17 protein-coding genes are annotated in these 15,628 nt (G+C 60.6%); 4 read left to right on the top strand and 13 right to left on the bottom strand.

What is annotated here, in order from left to right; genetic code table 11:
- Window positions 1-152: 152 nt before the first annotated feature.
- The 5 genes from fkpB to murJ form a co-directional block, all read right to left on the bottom strand.
- On the bottom strand, window positions 153-590 hold the full coding sequence (gene fkpB, locus JMN22_RS24665; protein ID WP_030140281.1) for an FKBP-type peptidyl-prolyl cis-trans isomerase: 438 nt from the start codon (window positions 588-590) through the stop codon (window positions 153-155).
- Window positions 583-1,095 (bottom strand): signal peptidase II, encoded by a 513-nt coding sequence (gene lspA / locus JMN22_RS24660; RefSeq protein WP_198798117.1) that lies wholly within the window; start codon window positions 1,093-1,095, stop codon window positions 583-585. Before lspA ends, fkpB begins: the two co-directional genes overlap by 8 nt.
- Complete coding sequence (gene ileS / locus JMN22_RS24655; protein WP_198798116.1) at window positions 1,088-3,919, bottom strand: isoleucine--tRNA ligase; 2,832 nt, start codon at window positions 3,917-3,919, stop codon at window positions 1,088-1,090. Before ileS ends, lspA begins: the two co-directional genes overlap by 8 nt.
- Before the next feature lie 13 nt (window positions 3,920-3,932).
- The gene (gene ribF / locus JMN22_RS24650) at window positions 3,933-4,871 is read right to left on the bottom strand and encodes a bifunctional riboflavin kinase/FAD synthetase (protein ID WP_198798115.1); all 939 of its coding nucleotides are present in this window, start codon (window positions 4,869-4,871) and stop codon (window positions 3,933-3,935) included.
- A gap of 129 nt (window positions 4,872-5,000) precedes the next feature.
- Complete coding sequence (gene murJ, locus JMN22_RS24645; protein ID WP_030140285.1) at window positions 5,001-6,539, bottom strand: murein biosynthesis integral membrane protein MurJ; 1,539 nt, start codon at window positions 6,537-6,539, stop codon at window positions 5,001-5,003.
- A gap of 254 nt (window positions 6,540-6,793) precedes the next feature.
- Between murJ and rpsT the strand changes: the two genes are divergently transcribed.
- On the top strand, window positions 6,794-7,072 hold the full coding sequence (gene rpsT / locus JMN22_RS24640) for a 30S ribosomal protein S20 (protein WP_003185593.1): 279 nt from the start codon (window positions 6,794-6,796) through the stop codon (window positions 7,070-7,072).
- A gap of 203 nt (window positions 7,073-7,275) precedes the next feature.
- Here rpsT and JMN22_RS24635 read toward each other — a convergent pair whose 3' ends face one another.
- The 5 genes from JMN22_RS24635 to rplU all read right to left on the bottom strand — a co-directional run bounded on the left by JMN22_RS24635 (window position 7,276) and on the right by rplU (window position 11,199).
- Window positions 7,276-7,740 carry a CreA family protein gene (locus JMN22_RS24635; protein WP_198798114.1) on the bottom strand — a complete coding sequence of 155 codons (465 nt, stop codon included), beginning with the start codon at window positions 7,738-7,740 and terminating at the stop codon, window positions 7,276-7,278.
- Window positions 7,741-7,749: 9 nt separating this feature from the next.
- The gene (gene proB / locus JMN22_RS24630; protein WP_198798113.1) at window positions 7,750-8,868 is read right to left on the bottom strand and encodes a glutamate 5-kinase; all 1,119 of its coding nucleotides are present in this window, start codon (window positions 8,866-8,868) and stop codon (window positions 7,750-7,752) included.
- 309 nt (window positions 8,869-9,177) lie between these two features.
- Entirely contained in the window at window positions 9,178-10,401 is a 1,224-nt protein-coding gene (cgtA, locus tag JMN22_RS24625; RefSeq protein WP_039593902.1) for an Obg family GTPase CgtA, read from the bottom strand.
- A gap of 190 nt (window positions 10,402-10,591) precedes the next feature.
- Window positions 10,592-10,849: a 50S ribosomal protein L27 gene (rpmA, locus tag JMN22_RS24620; protein WP_003205738.1), complete on the bottom strand. Its 258-nt coding sequence runs from the start codon at window positions 10,847-10,849 to the stop codon at window positions 10,592-10,594.
- A gap of 35 nt (window positions 10,850-10,884) precedes the next feature.
- Complete coding sequence (gene rplU, locus JMN22_RS24615) at window positions 10,885-11,199, bottom strand: 50S ribosomal protein L21 (protein ID WP_003176051.1); 315 nt, start codon at window positions 11,197-11,199, stop codon at window positions 10,885-10,887.
- 252 nt (window positions 11,200-11,451) lie between these two features.
- On the opposite strand from rplU, the gene JMN22_RS24610 reads away from it, so the two are divergent.
- From JMN22_RS24610 to JMN22_RS24600, 3 genes are all read left to right on the top strand, one after another.
- Entirely contained in the window at window positions 11,452-12,420 is a 969-nt protein-coding gene (locus JMN22_RS24610) for a polyprenyl synthetase family protein (RefSeq protein ID WP_030140289.1), read from the top strand.
- 236 nt (window positions 12,421-12,656) lie between these two features.
- Window positions 12,657-12,998 (top strand): zinc ribbon domain-containing protein YjdM, encoded by a 342-nt coding sequence (locus JMN22_RS24605; RefSeq protein WP_030140290.1) that lies wholly within the window; start codon window positions 12,657-12,659, stop codon window positions 12,996-12,998.
- Between the two features lie 203 nt (window positions 12,999-13,201).
- Entirely contained in the window at window positions 13,202-13,459 is a 258-nt protein-coding gene (locus JMN22_RS24600) for a PA4570 family protein (RefSeq protein ID WP_003205743.1), read from the top strand.
- A 134-nt stretch (window positions 13,460-13,593) separates the two neighbouring features.
- Here JMN22_RS24600 and JMN22_RS24595 read toward each other — a convergent pair whose 3' ends face one another.
- The 3 genes from JMN22_RS24595 to JMN22_RS24585 form a co-directional block, all read right to left on the bottom strand.
- Window positions 13,594-14,211, bottom strand: a complete 618-nt coding sequence (locus JMN22_RS24595) for an FKBP-type peptidyl-prolyl cis-trans isomerase (RefSeq protein ID WP_003205746.1) — start codon at window positions 14,209-14,211, stop codon at window positions 13,594-13,596.
- A gap of 197 nt (window positions 14,212-14,408) precedes the next feature.
- On the bottom strand, window positions 14,409-14,897 hold the full coding sequence (locus JMN22_RS24590) for a TIGR00645 family protein (RefSeq protein WP_003205748.1): 489 nt from the start codon (window positions 14,895-14,897) through the stop codon (window positions 14,409-14,411).
- Window positions 14,898-15,018: 121 nt separating this feature from the next.
- A complete protein-coding gene (locus JMN22_RS24585; RefSeq protein WP_030140291.1) occupies window positions 15,019-15,360 on the bottom strand; it encodes a PA4575 family protein in 342 nt (113 codons plus the stop codon).
- Window positions 15,361-15,628: the final 268 nt, after the last annotated feature.

Raw genomic sequence — 15,628 nt, 5'->3', positions numbered from 1 at the left:
CAAGAGATTGAATCAATGCAATCCAGTGTGGGAGCGAGCTTGCTCGCGATGGCGGTATATCAGCCAACGTTAATATTGACTGATCCGACGCCATCGCGAGCAAGCTCGCTCCCACAGTGAATCGGGTGGCAGCAGGAACTGCCTGTTAAATCCTAAACCGCCTTGACCTCAAGAATTTCCACTTCGAAATTCAAGGTCTTGCCCGCCAGTGGATGATTGAAATCAACGGTCACCTGGGCATCGTCAAATGCCTTAACCACACCCGGCAATTCGGTATTGGCCGCGTCATTGAAGATCACCAGCAAGCCCTCCGACAGTTCCATGTCCTGGAATTGCGAGCGTGGCATGGTCTGCACGTTTTGCGGGTTGGGCTGACCAAAGGCATTTTCCGGCGGAACGACCACGGTTCGCTTGTCGCCGGCCTTGAAACCGAAGATTGCCGCTTCGAAACCGGGCAGCAGGTTGCCGTCGCCGACCTTGAACACCGCCGGAGCCTTGTCGAAGGTGCTGTCAACGGTGTCGCCGTTTTCCAGGTGCAGGGCGAAGTGAAGCTTCACTTCGGTGTTTTGAGCGATACGCTGCTCAGTCATGGACGGCTTCTCCGGTTTTCTTGCTCTTGAACATATCCAGGGCGAGCATCACGGCGCCCACGCTGATGGCGCTGTCGGCAAAGTTGAACGCCGGGAAATACCAGCGGTTCTGCCAATGCACCAGGATGAAATCGATCACATGGCCCAAGGCAATCCGATCGTAGAGGTTGCCCAGCGCGCCGCCGAGGACCAGCGCCAGCGCCACGGCCAGCCAGGTTTCGTCACGCCCCAGGCGCTTGAGCCAGACCACCAGCACGGCACTGACCACCACGGCAATCAGCGCGAACAGCCAGCGCTGCCAGCCCGAACTGTCGGCCAGGAAGCTGAACGCCGCGCCAGTGTTGTAGGCCAGGGTCCAGCTGAAGTAGTCGGGAATGACCACGATCTGCTGGTACATGGTCAACGCGTTCTCGAAGTAGTACTTGCTGGCCTGGTCGATGACCAGCACCAGCAAGCTCAACCAGAGCCAGCCCAACCGACCGAAACGGCCCGCTGCATTAGGCATAGTGGCGAACCTCGCCGCTGCCGCTGATGTTGTCGACGCAACGACCGCAGATTTCCGGGTGCTCCGGGTTCACACCGACGTCTTCGCGGCAATGCCAGCAACGGGCGCACTTGACGAAGCTCGACTTGACCACCTTGAGCTTCAGGCCACTCACTTCGGTCACCACGGCGTCGGCCGGAGCCTGCGCCAACGGCGCGACACTGGCGGTGGAGGTGATCAGCACGAAACGCAGTTCGTTGCCCAGCTTGGCCAGGTCGGCGCTCAAGGCATCTTCGGCATAGAGGGTCACTTCGGCTTGCAGGTTGCCGCCGACGGCCTTGGCCGCCCGCTGGATCTCCATTTCCTTGTTGACCGCAGCCTTGACCGCCATCACGCGATCCCAATACGCACGGTCCAGCTCGAAGCCTTGCGGCAGTTCGGTCAGGCCCTCGTACCAGGTGTTGAGCATCACCGACTCGTTGCGCTCGCCCGGCAGGTATTCCCACAACTCATCGGCGGTGAACGCCAGGATCGGCGCGATCCAGCGCACCAGCGCTTCGCTGATGTGGAACAGCGCGGTCTGGCAGGAACGGCGCGCCTTGCTGTTGGCGCCGGTGGTGTACTGGCGATCCTTGATGATGTCGAGGTAGAAACCACCCAACTCCTGGACGCAGAAGTTGTGGATCTTGGAATACACGTTCCAGAAACGGTACTCACCGTAGTGTTCCTGCAATTCGCGTTGCAGCAACAGGGTACGGTCCACGGCCCAGCGGTCCAGCGCGAGCATGTCTTCGGCCGGCAGCAGGTCGGTGGCCGGGTTGAAGCCGGTCAGGTTCGAAAGCAGGAAGCGCGCGGTGTTACGGATGCGCCGGTAGGCGTCCGCGCTGCGCTGCAGGATCTGCTCGGAAACGGCCATCTCGCCGGAGTAGTCGGTAGACGCGACCCACAGGCGCATGATGTCGGCGCCGAGGGTGTCGTTGACTTTCTGCGGCGCGATCACGTTGCCCAGGGACTTGGACATCTTGCGGCCGGACTCGTCGACGGTGAAGCCGTGGGTCAGCAGCTCGCGGTACGGCGCGTGGTTGTCGATGGCGCAACCGGTCAGCAAGGACGAGTGGAACCAGCCACGATGCTGGTCCGAACCTTCCAGGTACAGGTCGGCGCGCGGGCCGGTCTCATGACCCATCGGGTGCGAACCGCGCAGTACGTGCCAATGGGTGGTGCCGGAGTCGAACCAGACGTCCAGGGTGTCGCTGATCTTGTCGTACAGCGGTGCTTCGTCGCCCAGCAGCTCGGCGGCATCGAGCTTGAACCAGGCTTCGATGCCTTCGGCTTCGACGCGCTGGGCCACGACTTCCATCAGCTCGACGGTGCGCGGGTGCAGCTCGCCGCTTTCCTTGTTCAGGAAGAACGGGATCGGCACGCCCCAGTTGCGCTGGCGGGAGATGCACCAATCCGGACGGTTGGCGATCATCGAGTGCAGGCGCGCCTGGCCCCAGGCCGGAACGAACTGCGTCTCTTCGATGGCCTTGAGCGAACGCTGGCGCAGGGTGTCGCCGCTGGTGGGCTGCTTGTCCATGCCGATGAACCACTGCGCGGTGGCGCGGTAGATCAGCGGGGTCTTGTGGCGCCAGCAGTGCATGTAGCTGTGTTCGATGACGGTGGTGTGCAGCAGCGCGCCGACTTCGGTCAGCTTGTCGACGATGGCCGGGTTGGCTTTCCAGATGAACTGGCCGCCAAAGAACTCCAGCGACGGCACGTACACGCCATTGCTCTGCACCGGGTTGAGGATGTCGTCGTTGACCATGCCGTATTTCTTGCAAGTCACGAAGTCGTCGACGCCATAGGCCGGCGCGGAGTGGACCACGCCGGTGCCCGCGCCCAGTTCCACGTAGTCGGCCAGGTACACCGGCGACAAGCGGTCATAGAACGGATGGCGGAAATTGATCAGTTCCAGCGCCGAACCTGGCGCGGTGGCGACCACCGAACCTTCGAGGTTGTAGCGGGCCAGGCAGGATTCGACCAGCTCTTCGGCCAGCACCAGAAGCTTGTCGCCGACATCGACCAGGGCGTAGTTGAATTCCGGGTGGACGTTCAGCGCCTGGTTGGCCGGGATGGTCCACGGGGTGGTGGTCCAGATCACGATCGAGGCCGGCTTGGCCAGCTTGCCCAGGCCGAAAGCCGCGGCGAGCTTGTCTTCATCGGCGATCGGGAACGCGACGTCGATGGTCGAGGACTTCTTGTTCTCGTACTCGACTTCCGCCTCGGCCAGGGCCGAACCGCAATCGAAGCACCAGTTTACCGGCTTGAGGCCCTTGAACACGAAGCCGCCCTCGACGATTTTCGCCAGGGCACGGATTTCGCCGGCTTCGTTCTTGAAGTCCATGGTCTTGTACGGATTGGCGAAGTCACCCAGCACGCCGAGGCGGATGAATTCGGACTTCTGCCCTTCGATCTGCTCGGTGGCGTAGGCACGGCACAGCTCGCGGGTCTTGTCCGCGCCCAGGTTCTTGCCGTGGGTCACTTCGACCTTGTGTTCGATCGGCAGGCCATGGCAGTCCCAGCCCGGGACATACGGCGCGTCAAAACCCGACAGGGTCTTGGAGCGGATGATCATGTCCTTGAGAATCTTGTTCAGCGCGTGACCGATGTGGATGGTGCCGTTGGCGTACGGAGGGCCGTCGTGCAGGACGAACTTCGGACGATCCTTGCCAATCTCGCGCAACTTTCCGTACAGGCCAATGCTGTCCCAACGCTGCAGAATCTGTGGTTCGCGCTGAGGCAGGCCGGCCTTCATTGGGAAGGCGGTGTCCGGAAGGTTTAGCGTGGCTTTATAGTCGGTCATTTAAGGCTCTTCATTAGCGATTGGCGCTGGTTGCGACAAGGGCACGGGCGGCGGCGATATCTGCATGGATCGCCGTCTTGAGCGCCTCCAGAGAGGCAAAACGCTGCTCTTCACGCAGCTTCTGGTGGAAAACCACCGTCAAACGCCGGTCATACAGATCGCCGGCAAAATCCAGAATGTGTACTTCGAGATGGGCCTTGCCATCCCCCTGCACCGTAGGACGAACGCCAATGTTGGCGACGCCGGGCCAGGTCTTGCCGTCGATGTCGACACTCACCAGGAACACCCCGGTCAGCGGCACACGACGGCGCTTGAGTTGCACGTTGGCCGTTGGCGTGCCCAATTGGCGCGCCAGCTTCTGTCCGTGCAGGATCCGCCCGGCAATCCGGTACGGCCGGCCGAGCAAGCGCTCGGCCAATGCGAAGTCGGCAGCCGCCAGGGCGTTGCGGACCTGGGTGCTGCTGACGCGCAAACCATCCATCTCGACGGTCTGCGCCGCTTCGACGGTGAAGCCCCGGGCGACGCCGGTCTGTTGCAGGTAATCGAAATCCCCTGCCCGGTCGCAACCGAAACGGAAATCGTCACCGACTTCCAGATGCTTCACGTCGAGGCCATCCACCAGGATGGTATCGACGAATTCGGCGGCACTGAGCTGGCTAAGGCGCTGGTTGAAAGCCAGGCACAGGACCCGGTCGACGCCTTCGGCCGCAAGCAATTGCAGTTTGTCCCGCAACCGGGCCAGCCGGGCCGGAGCGGTGTCCGGGGCGAAAAATTCCCGGGGTTGCGGCTCGAAGATCACCACGCAACTGGGCAGGCCCAATTCCAGCGCACGCTCGCGCAGCCGCGCCAGGATAGCCTGGTGGCCACGGTGAACACCGTCAAAGTTGCCAATAGTGGCGACACAGCCCCGATGCCGGGGACGCAGGTTGTGGAGGCCTCGAACCAGCTGCATAACGCGCTTCTTGCTCATAAAGTGGCCGATTATAACCACACCCGGCGGTCGGTGACAGGCAACACCGTAACCCAAAGTGATCGAACCGACAAAACCGCCGCCCGCCCCTGGATTATCAGGGGCAACCTGTCAGCTCAAGGCCTTGCGATTGAAGTCGCGCAAACGGAAGCCCATCAACAGCAACATGCCGAAATACGCCACCACGCCCGCCACGACCAGCACACCCAGGCGCAGGAAACGCTCGAGCATCACGCCTTCGCCCCAAGCCGGCATGAAATGCATCCCGACCAGCAGCACCGCCGACATCACCGCCACGGCGACGAGCAACTTGAGCCCGAACTTGCCCCAGCCCGGCATCGGTTGATACATCTTCTGCTTGCGCAGTTGATAGAACAGCAGCCCGGCGTTTAGACAGGCACCCGCGCTGATCGCCAGCGCCAGGCCGGCGTGGGCCAGCGGACCGATGAGCAGCAGGTTGAACAGTTGGGTCATGCACAGGGTAAAGATGGCGATTTTCACCGGCGTACGGATGTTCTGCTGGGCGTAGAAGCCCGGCGCGAGGACTTTGATCACGATGATCCCGAGCAGCCCCACCGAGTAGGCGATCAGCGCCCGTTGGGTCATCAGGGCATCGAATGCATTGAATTGACCGTACTGGAACAGCGAAACCGTCAGCGGCTCGGCCAGGATCCCCAGCGCCAGGGCACAAGGCAGGACCAGTACGAAACACAGGCGCAGGCCCCAATCGAGGATCCGCGAATACTCATGGCGATCCTGGCTGGCGTAGGTCTTGGCCAGGGTCGGCAGCAGGATCGTGCCCAGCGCCACGCCCAGCACGCCGGATGGCAACTCCATCAAGCGGTCGGCGTAATACATCCACGACACCGAGCCCGCCACCAGGAACGAGGCAAAAATGGTATTGATGATCAGGGAAATCTGGCTCACCGAGACGCCGAGGATGGCCGGCAGCATCTGCTTCATGACCCGCCACACGCCGCTGTCGCGCAAGTTCAGCCGCGGCAGCACCAGCATGCCGATCTTCTTCAGGTGCGGCAGTTGGTAGAGCAACTGCGCCAGGCCGCCCGCCAACACCGCCCAACCCAGCGCCATCACCGGCGGATCGAAGTACGGCGTCAGGAACACCGCGAAGATGATCATGCTGACGTTGAGCAGCGTCGGCACGAAGGCCGGCACGGAGAAACGGTTCCAGGTGTTGAGGATCGCGCCGGCCAGGGACGACAGGGAAATCAGCAATATATAAGGAAAGGTCACCCGCAACAGGTCAGAGGTGAGCTGGAATTTTTCCGGCGTGTCGGTGAAACCTGGTGCAGTGGCCCAGATCACCCAGGGCGCGGCGAGCATGCCGGCGGCCGTGACCAAGGCCAGCACCAGCGTCAGCAGACCGGTGACGTAGGCAATGAAGGTACGGGTCGCTTCGTCGCCCTTCTGGCTTTTATATTCCGCCAGGATCGGCACGAAGGCCTGGGAAAACGCCCCTTCGGCGAAGATCCGCCGCAACAGGTTGGGCAACTTGAACGCAATGAAGAAGGCGTCGGTGGCCATTCCGGCACCGAATATCCGGGCGATCAACGTATCGCGAACGAATCCCAGGATGCGGGAAAGCATCGTGATAGAGCTGACGGCAGCCAACGATTTGAGCAGGTTCATGAAAAGAGTTTTTGCCTGTCGATAAACAGCAGGCGAACAATGCGCCCACTTGTGCGATACTCCGCGCCGCTAAACAGCACAGCGCCAAAGCCCGCGAGTTTACAGGTCGCACGCCGGAAAGAAATCATTCGGTGCGCCGCACCTGCCATTCAGCGGAACGTGTCACCCGCCCTTGACAAGACCTCAACTCATCGGCATGATTCGCGGCCTATTTTGTTTGCTATTTCCTAAAAAGTCTTTCGAGGAGCTCGACGGTGGCCAACACACCTTCCGCCAAAAAACGTGCAAAACAGGCTGAGAAGCGTCGCAGCCACAACGCCAGCCTGCGTTCCATGGTCCGTACCTACATCAAGAACGTAGTCAAGGCCATCGACGCAAAAGACGCTGAAAAAGCACAAGCTGCTTACGTTCTGGCTGTGCCAGTTATCGACCGCATGGCCGATAAAGGCATCATCCACAAGAACAAGGCTGCTCGCCATAAGAGCCGCCTGAATGGCCACGTAAAGGCCTTGAACGTTGCCGCTGCTGCCTAAGCGACGCGCTCATTAAAAAACCGACCTCAGGGTCGGTTTTTTATTGCCTGGGATTTACCAGCCGCACCTCAAATAAAAACTGTGGGAGCGAGCCTGCTCGCGAATGCGATCTGCCAGTGACATTGATGCTAGCTGACACACCGTATTCGCGAGCAGGTCGGATTGCCGCACCATCGCCCCCACACAAGGGCATTTAGTGCAGGTTATTGAGCCCGAACCCAAGGCAAGATCGGAATAGCGGTCACCGCATTCTGCGGGCTGCCCTCGATAACGCGGTCGCTGTAGACCAGGTACACCAGGGTATTGCGCTTCTTGTCGAGGAACCGCACCACTTGCATGGTCTTGAACACCAGCGAAGTGCGCTCGCGGAACACCTCCTCACCATCCTTGAGCTCACCCTTGAAGCTGATGGGCCCAACCTGGCGACAGGCGATGGACGCCTCGGCGCGATCCTCGGCCAGACCCAGGCCGCCTTTTACACCCCCAGTCTTGGCTCGCGACAGGTAGCAGGTCACACCATCCACCTTAGGGTCGTCGAACGCCTCGACCACGATCCGATCGTTCGGCCCGACAAACTTGAACACGGTGGACACCTGACCGATTTCTTCAGCCGAAGCCAGCAGCGGCACTGCCAACAGCAAGCCGATCAATCCTTTTGCCAAACCCATGATTTTTCCTTAGACGAGGATCAGGTTGTCACGGTGGACCAGCTCGGGCTCCGCCATGTAACCCAACAAGCCGACAATCGCATCAGACGACTGACCGATGATTTTCTGCGCCTCCAGCGCGCTGTAGTTAGCCAGGCCACGGGCGATCTCGCGACCGTCCGGCGCCACGCACACGACCATTTCACCGCGGCGGAAACTGCCCTGGACGAGCTTCACACCTACCGGCAGCAGGCTTTTGTTGCCTTGGGACAAGGCCGACACGGCACCCGCGTCCAGCACCAACGTGCCACGGGTTTGCAGATGCCCAGCCAGCCATTGCTTGCGCGCCGCCAGCATGCCGCGCTCTGGCGAGAGCAAGGTGCCGATGCGCTCGCCTGACTTCAGGCGATCCAGCACCCGCTCCAAGCGCCCGCCGACAATGATGGTATGAGCACCGGAACGGGCCGCCAGACGCGCAGCGCGCAGCTTGGTCTGCATGCCACCGCGCCCCAGCGCCCCGCCCGTACCACCGGCAACCGCATCCAGCGCCGGGTCGTCGGCACGGGCTTCGTAGATCAGCCTGGCGTCAGGGTTGTTGCGCGGATCGGCATCGAACATGCCGTCGCGGTCCGTGAGAATCACCAGCAGGTCCGCCTCCACCAGGTTCGCCACCAATGCAGCCAGGGTGTCGTTGTCACCAAAACGGATCTCGTCGGTGACTACGGTGTCGTTCTCGTTGATCACCGGGATGACTTTCAGCTCCACCAGCGCTCGCAACGTACTGCGGGCATTGAGGTAGCGCTTGCGGTCGGACAGGTCGTCATGGGTCAGCAGGATCTGCGCCGTGTGGCGGCCATGCTCGGCAAAGCTCGACTCCCAGGCTTGGACCAGGCCCATCTGGCCGATGGCGGCAGCAGCCTGCAGCTCATGCATCGCGCTGGGTCGCGACGTCCAGCCCAGGCGACTCATACCGGCGGCCACGGCCCCGGACGAGACCAATACCAGTTCGACGCCAGCCTCATGCAAGGCCACCATCTGCTCGACCCACACCGCCATTGCCTGGCGATCCAGGCCTTTGCCATCCGCTGTCAGCAGTGCACTGCCGATCTTCACGACCCAGCGCTGCGCACCCGTCACCTTGCTCCGCATTTTCTTCAACCTTTGCCAGCGAACGGCGCGACCCAGCGCCGCCCATGGGATTATTCGTATTTGCGTTCTACAGATACCAAAACGCCGCTCGATTGAGCGGCGCCTTGGAAACCGGCTGGTTACGATGATAACACCGCACTGATCCAGTTAAACCTGCCCTGGATGCCAGCCTCCCCGAGAATCCGTGTGGGAGCGAGCCTGCTCGCGATTGCATTGGGTCAGCAGCATGGATGCTGGCTGACGCACCGCCTTCGCGAGCAAGCTCGCTCCCACAGGTTTTGATCTCAAGCAACTTGCATCGGCACACGATCAGTCGCGGACGTAGATAATTTCCGGACCGTCCTCGTCATCCACATCTTCTTCGTCCCAATCGTCGTCGCCGATGTCATGGACCGACTTGACGCCACTGCGGCGCAACGCACGCTGGTCGTCCAGCGCCTGCAACTGCGCGCGAGCCTCGTCTTCGATGCGCTGGTCGAGCTCTGCCAGCTCTTCCTTGTAGGCCGGGTCGTTGGCCAGGCGGTCGGCGCGATCTTCCAGGTAACGCATGATGTCGTGGCACAGGCGCTCGGTGTTTTCCTTGGCAATGGCCGAGATCACATAGACCGGACCTTCCCACTCCAGGCGATCAACGATTTCCTTGACCCGCTCCTCGTGCTCTTCTTCGAGGATCTGGTCGCACTTGTTCAGCACCAGCCAACGGTCGCGCTCGGCCAGGGCCGGGCTGAACTTGGTCAGCTCGTTGACGATGACTTCGGCAGCATCGGCAGCACTGGTTTCATCCAGCGGCGCCATGTCGACGAGGTGCAGCAACAGGCGGGTACGAGACAAATGCTTGAGGAAGCGAATCCCCAGGCCCGCACCTTCGGAAGCCCCTTCGATCAACCCCGGGATGTCGGCGATCACGAAGCTCTTCCAGCGATCAACGCTGACCACACCCAGGTTCGGCACCAGGGTCGTGAACGGGTAATCGGCGACTTTCGGCTTGGCTGCAGAGACCGAACGGATGAAGGTACTTTTACCGGCGTTCGGCAAGCCCAGCAGGCCCACGTCGGCCAGCACTTTCATCTCCAGTTTCAGGTCACGCTGCTCGCCGGGCTTGCCAGGGGTGGTCTGGCGCGGCGCACGGTTGGTGCTGGATTTGAAACGGGTGTTGCCCAGGCCGTGCCAACCGCCATGGGCCACCAGCAGACGCTGGCCGGCCTTGGTCAGGTCGCCAATCACTTCCTGGGTGGCGGAGTCGATCACCGTGGTGCCGACCGGCACGCGCAGGATCAGGTCTTCACCTTTCTTGCCGGTGCAGTCGGTGCTGCCGCCGTTGGAGCCACGCTCGGCATCGAAGTGCCGGGTGTAACGGTAGTCCACCAGGGTGTTGAGGTTTTCGTCGGCGAGCATGTAGATCGAGCCGCCATCGCCCCCGTCACCACCGTTCGGACCACCGTTTTCAATGAATTTTTCCCGACGGAAACTCATGCAGCCATTGCCGCCGTCGCCAGCCTTTACTCGAATCGATACTTCATCAACAAACTTCATGACACACGCCTCTCGCCGTACGGACGAGCCGAAAAAAACAAGACATAAGACTCTTGCAAAAATGAGCGCAGCGACCTCAAAAAACGCCCAACAGCAGCGCCGACAGCCCATACAAACAGTTTTGCAAGAGACTCACCCCACAAACGAAAAAGCCCCGTCGCAAGACAGGGCTTTTCCAGCGGTCTCGCAATTAAGCTGCGATAACGCTTACGTAACGACGACCGAAGGCGCCTTTTACTTCGAACTTGATCACGCCTTCGACTTTAGCGAAGAGGGTGTGATCCTTACCCATGCCAACGCCGTAGCCAGCGTGGAATTGGGTGCCGCGCTGACGCACGATGATGTTGCCCGCTTTGATAGCCTGGCCGCCATACATCTTCACGCCAAGGCGTTTGGCTTCTGAGTCGCGACCGTTACGGGTACTACCACCAGCTTTTTTGTGTGCCATGAGTTCAATTCTCCTAGTGAGGAATTAGGCTGAAATTAAGCCTGAATACCGGTGATTTTGATCTCGGTGTACCACTGGCGGTGGCCCATACGCTTCATGTGGTGCTTACGGCGACGGAACTTGATGATGCGGACTTTATCGTGACGACCTTGGGAGATCACTTCAGCCACAACGGTAGCGCCAGCAACGACTGGAGCGCCGATATTCACGTCATCGCCATTGGCGACCAACAGAACGCGATCAAAAGTCACGGATTCGCCGGTAGCGATTTCCAGTTTTTCGATCTTCAGGTATTCACCTGGGGCGACCTTGTATTGCTTGCCACCAGTAACAATTACTGCGTACGACATGGTATTTCTCCGATAATCCTGCTCACCCAGCGCTTTATAAGAAGAGGTATTGGCTGGCATGGCTGCATGGGCTGGAAGGCCCGGATGCAATTGCGTAAGGCAGGTGCTGCCCAGGAAGTTCAGGGTGCGCGATTGTACGCAAGCTGACCGAGCCTTGCAAGTAGCCGCCCCGCACTGCAGAAGCATGCGCCTTGACAGGCCAGGACGTGGGTCCTAGCATGCCGCGCAACCCTTCTGGAGCGCCTGTCGCTGATGCAACCCCAAGCTTTCTACCGCGCAGTGGCGGACGATTTTAGTGCCGTCGACGGTATCATCAAGAAGCAGCTGACTTCCCGCGTGCCGCTGGTATCGAAAATCGGCGACTACATCACTTCGGCTGGCGGTAAGCGCCTGCGTCCTTTATTGGTGCTGCTGTGCGGCAAGGCCCTGGGTCGCGAAGGCGACGACATGCGCCTGCTGGCCGCCACCATCGAGTTCCTGCACACCGCGACGCTGCTGCATGACGACGTCGTCGACATGTCCGGCATGCGCCGTGGCCGCTCGACCGCCAACGCCATGTGGGGCAACGCCCCGAGCGTGCTGGTGGGCGACTTCCTGTACTCGCGCTCGTTCGAAATGATGGTCGAGCTGGGTTCGATGCCGGTGATGAAGATCCTGTCCCAGGCCACGCGCATCATCGCCGAGGGCGAAGTGCTGCAGCTGTCCAAGGTGCGCGATGCCAGCACCACCGAAGAAACCTACATGGAAGTCATTCGCGGCAAGACCGCGATGCTTTTCGAAGCCTCGACCCACAGCGCCGCAGCCCTGGCCGGCGCCACCGCCGAGCAGAGCGAAGCCCTGCGCACCTTCGGCGATCACCTGGGCGTTGCGTTCCAACTGGTAGACGACCTGCTGGACTACAAGGGCGATGCCGAGACCTTGGGCAAGAACGTCGGTGACGACCTGGCCGAAGGCAAGCCGACCCTGCCGCTGATCTACACCATGCGCGAAGGCACGCCGGAACAAGCAGCGCTGGTGCGCCAGGCGATCCAGAAAGGCGGGATCGAAGACCTGGAGCGTATCCGTGCCGCGGTCGAAGCCTCCGGCTCGCTGGAATACACCGCGACACTGGCCCGGGACTATGTCGCCCGCGCGATCAAGTGCCTCGATGCGCTGCCGGCCAGCGAGTATCGCGATGCACTGGTGGAACTGAGCGAGTTTGCGGTCGCCCGTACTCACTGACACACCGGCCTTTTTTGTGGCGAGGGGATTTATCCCCGCTGGGCTGCGAAGCAGCCCTAAAAGCTACATTCCGGTGTTCCAGGTAGATTGGTTTGAGCTCTCTTGGGGCTGCTGCGCAGCCCAGCGGGGATAAATCCCCTCGCTACAGGTTCTCCGAACGCAGTACCCCCCCTCTTTCGCGACAAAACCCTATATAATGTGCGCCCTTTTGCCCTCCTGATACTCAAGGAACCCTAGTGAGCACGTTGCCTCCCTGCCCTAAATGCAATTCCGAATACACCTACGAAGACGGCACCCAGCTGGTCTGCCCGGAGTGCGCCCACGAATGGTCTGCCAGCGGCGAAGCTGAAGCGCCTTCCGACGACACCGTGAAGAAAGATTCGGTCGGCAACGTCCTGCAGGACGGCGACACCATCACCGTGATCAAGGACCTAAAGGTCAAGGGCACGTCGCTGGTGGTCAAGGTCGGCACCAAGGTAAAGAACATCCGCCTGTGCGATGGCGACCATGACATCGACTGCAAGATCGACGGCATCGGCCCGATGAAGCTGAAATCCGAGTTCGTCAGAAAAGTCTGATCCTGCTGTAATCCCATCCCGCGCCCCGCGTGGGATGGCTCCCCGCCCTTCCCGCTTAAGCCCTTCTTGCGCAAGCTCGGCCAATCCGCGCCAATTCGCGCTATCACGACCCATCGTCAGAAAAACAATCGCCACGCCAATAGAGACTTGCTATTTAGCGAATAAGAATTATTCTCATCAAACCCATCAAGGAGATGAGAACCATGACTTATTTGATCGATGCCTGGCTGGACCGCCCACATCCCTACCTGAGGATCCTGCATCGGGAAACCGGGGAAGTCTGCGCGGTACTGGAAGAAGAAGCCTTGAATGAGCTGCAGGACCAGGGAGACCTGGACCTTAACAGCCTCAACTCCAGCGAACCGCTGGTGCTCAAGGAGTTGGTGCGAAACCTGTTCCTGTTCTGCTACGCCCGGGCGTTGCGCCCGACGGGTGATTTCAGCGGCAGGTTCCACGGATGAAGCACCTGACCCTGTGGGAGCGAGCTTGCTCGCGAAGCGGTGTGTCATTCAACATCGATATCGATTGACTGACCGCCATCGCGAGCAAGCTCGCTCCCACATTTATTTGTCCGGCTGTAAAACCGGGCAGGGTCTTACAGTACGTCCAGCAGCTCGACGTCAAACACCAGCACGCTGTGCGGCGGGATGCTGCCAACGCCTTGAGCGCCGTAGGCCAGCTCGCTCGGCACGTACAGGCGCCATTTGCTGCCGGCGTTCATCAGTTGCAGCGCTTCGGTCCAGCCTGGGATCACGCCGCCTACCGGGAACTCGGCTGGCTGGCCACGATCGTAGGAGCTGTCGAACACAGTGCCGTCGATCAGGGTGCCGTGGTAATGCGTGCGCACCTGGTCTTCACGGGTCGGCTTGGCGCCTTCACCCTGGGTCAGCACTTCGAATTGCAGGCCGGAGGCCAAGGTGGTGATGCCTTCGCGCTTGGCGTTTTCAGCCAGGAACGCACGGCCTTCGCCCGCAGCGGCTTCAGCCTTGGCGGCGGCTTCGGCCTGCATGATTTCACGAATGACCTTGAAGCTGGCGGACATCTCGTCCTGGCCCACACGGCTAGGCTTGCCGGCGAACGCGTCGGTCAGGCCAGCCAGGATCGCGTCCAGGCTCACACCCGGTGGCGGGTTGTCGCGCAGTTGGTCGCCCAACTGACGGCCAATGCCGTAGCTGACGCGGGTTTCGTCGGTGGACAGGTTAACTTCGGACATGATGCTGCTCCGCTGTGCGGACGGCTCGAGAGTTGCCGTGTGTGCCACAGCGCCTCCCGGAGCGCCCGGAACCAAAAGGGCGAGCAGACTAGCACAGATGCCATGGCGCGGACGAACCGCTCACGCGCCCTCCCCTCCAAACGACAACGCCCGCCTGTTTCTCGACAGGCGGGCGCTGCGTCGGCACTGAGGATGGCTCAGTGCTTGGTCAGTTTGTCCAGGTAGCCCATGGCAAACGCCGACACCACGAAGGTCATGTGGATGATCACGTACCACATCAGGTGTTCGGGATCGACGTTTTTGGCGTCCATGAAGATACGCAGCAAGTGGATCGAGGAAATGGCCACGATCGACGCGGCGACTTTCATCTTCAGCGAAGACGAGTCCATGGTGCCCAGCCAGTTGAGCTTTTCCTTGTCATCGCCGATATCCAGTTGCGAGACGAAGTTCTCGTAGCCGGAAATCATCACCATCACCAGCAGGCCGCCCACCAGCGCCATGTCGATGAGCGACAACAGCACGAGGATCAGGTCCGACTCGGCCATGGAAAAGACGTTGGGAATGACGTGAAAGACTTCCTGGAAGAATTTCAGCGCCAGGGCCAGCAAGCCCAGGGACAGCCCGAAGTAGATCGGCGCCAGCAGCCAACGGGAGGCATACATTGCATTTTCGATAAAGCGTTCCATTGAATCTCATACCAGGGCTGAAAAAACGCGGCGAGTATATCAGCCACGATCCGCCCCACAAACGCCGCCCCCTCCCTCGGGGTCCGGCGCTTGTGTCAATTTTTTACTGCCCAGGCATGCGTCACTGAAGCGGACGGTACTCGAAGCCGCCGACGTTGCGACAACGGCCTCCGTTGATTTCCCGCAGTTGTGCCTGCATATGCAGGGACCAGATCTGCGGATCATCCGCCAGCTCATAGCCATGGGTCGTCAGGCTCTGGACGATGGTATCGAGGATGGTTTCAGCGGCTGTCGGCCCGGGGAACGGCCCTTGGGCCTTGATGGCGGAGGGTTGCTCACCGGCCATTCCAGCGGCGAAGAGCACGGTCCACATGCCGGTATCGCCGGCAAGGGGGCGAACAGCGCATTCGATGCGGGTGACAAGCCCGAGGCATTGACGAGTAAGGCAAAGGTTGCGCGACATGGCGGCGCCCCTCGGTAGATCCGGTATTCAGCCCGGGAGGGGCTGTTTCGATCCAATGATGGCTCTCGTTATCCTTGAACTGAGGATAGGAGAAAAGTTCCGGCACCGAAGGATTTCGAGACCAGAATACGCCGAGCGGTCATAGTGTGAATATTGACGCCAAACTGGTGACACTTTTTAAGGAAGCCACAAGAACTGTGGGAGCGGGCTTGCTCGCGAAAGCGGTGTGTCAGCCAACGACAATGTCGACTGACAATCCGCTTTCGCG

This window comes from Pseudomonas sp. HB05, assembly GCF_016756915.1.
Lineage (GTDB): Bacteria > Pseudomonadota > Gammaproteobacteria > Pseudomonadales > Pseudomonadaceae > Aquipseudomonas > Aquipseudomonas alvandae.
The sequence above is the reverse complement of the archived record's forward strand: the minus strand, read 5'-3'. Positions and strand labels throughout refer to the sequence as shown.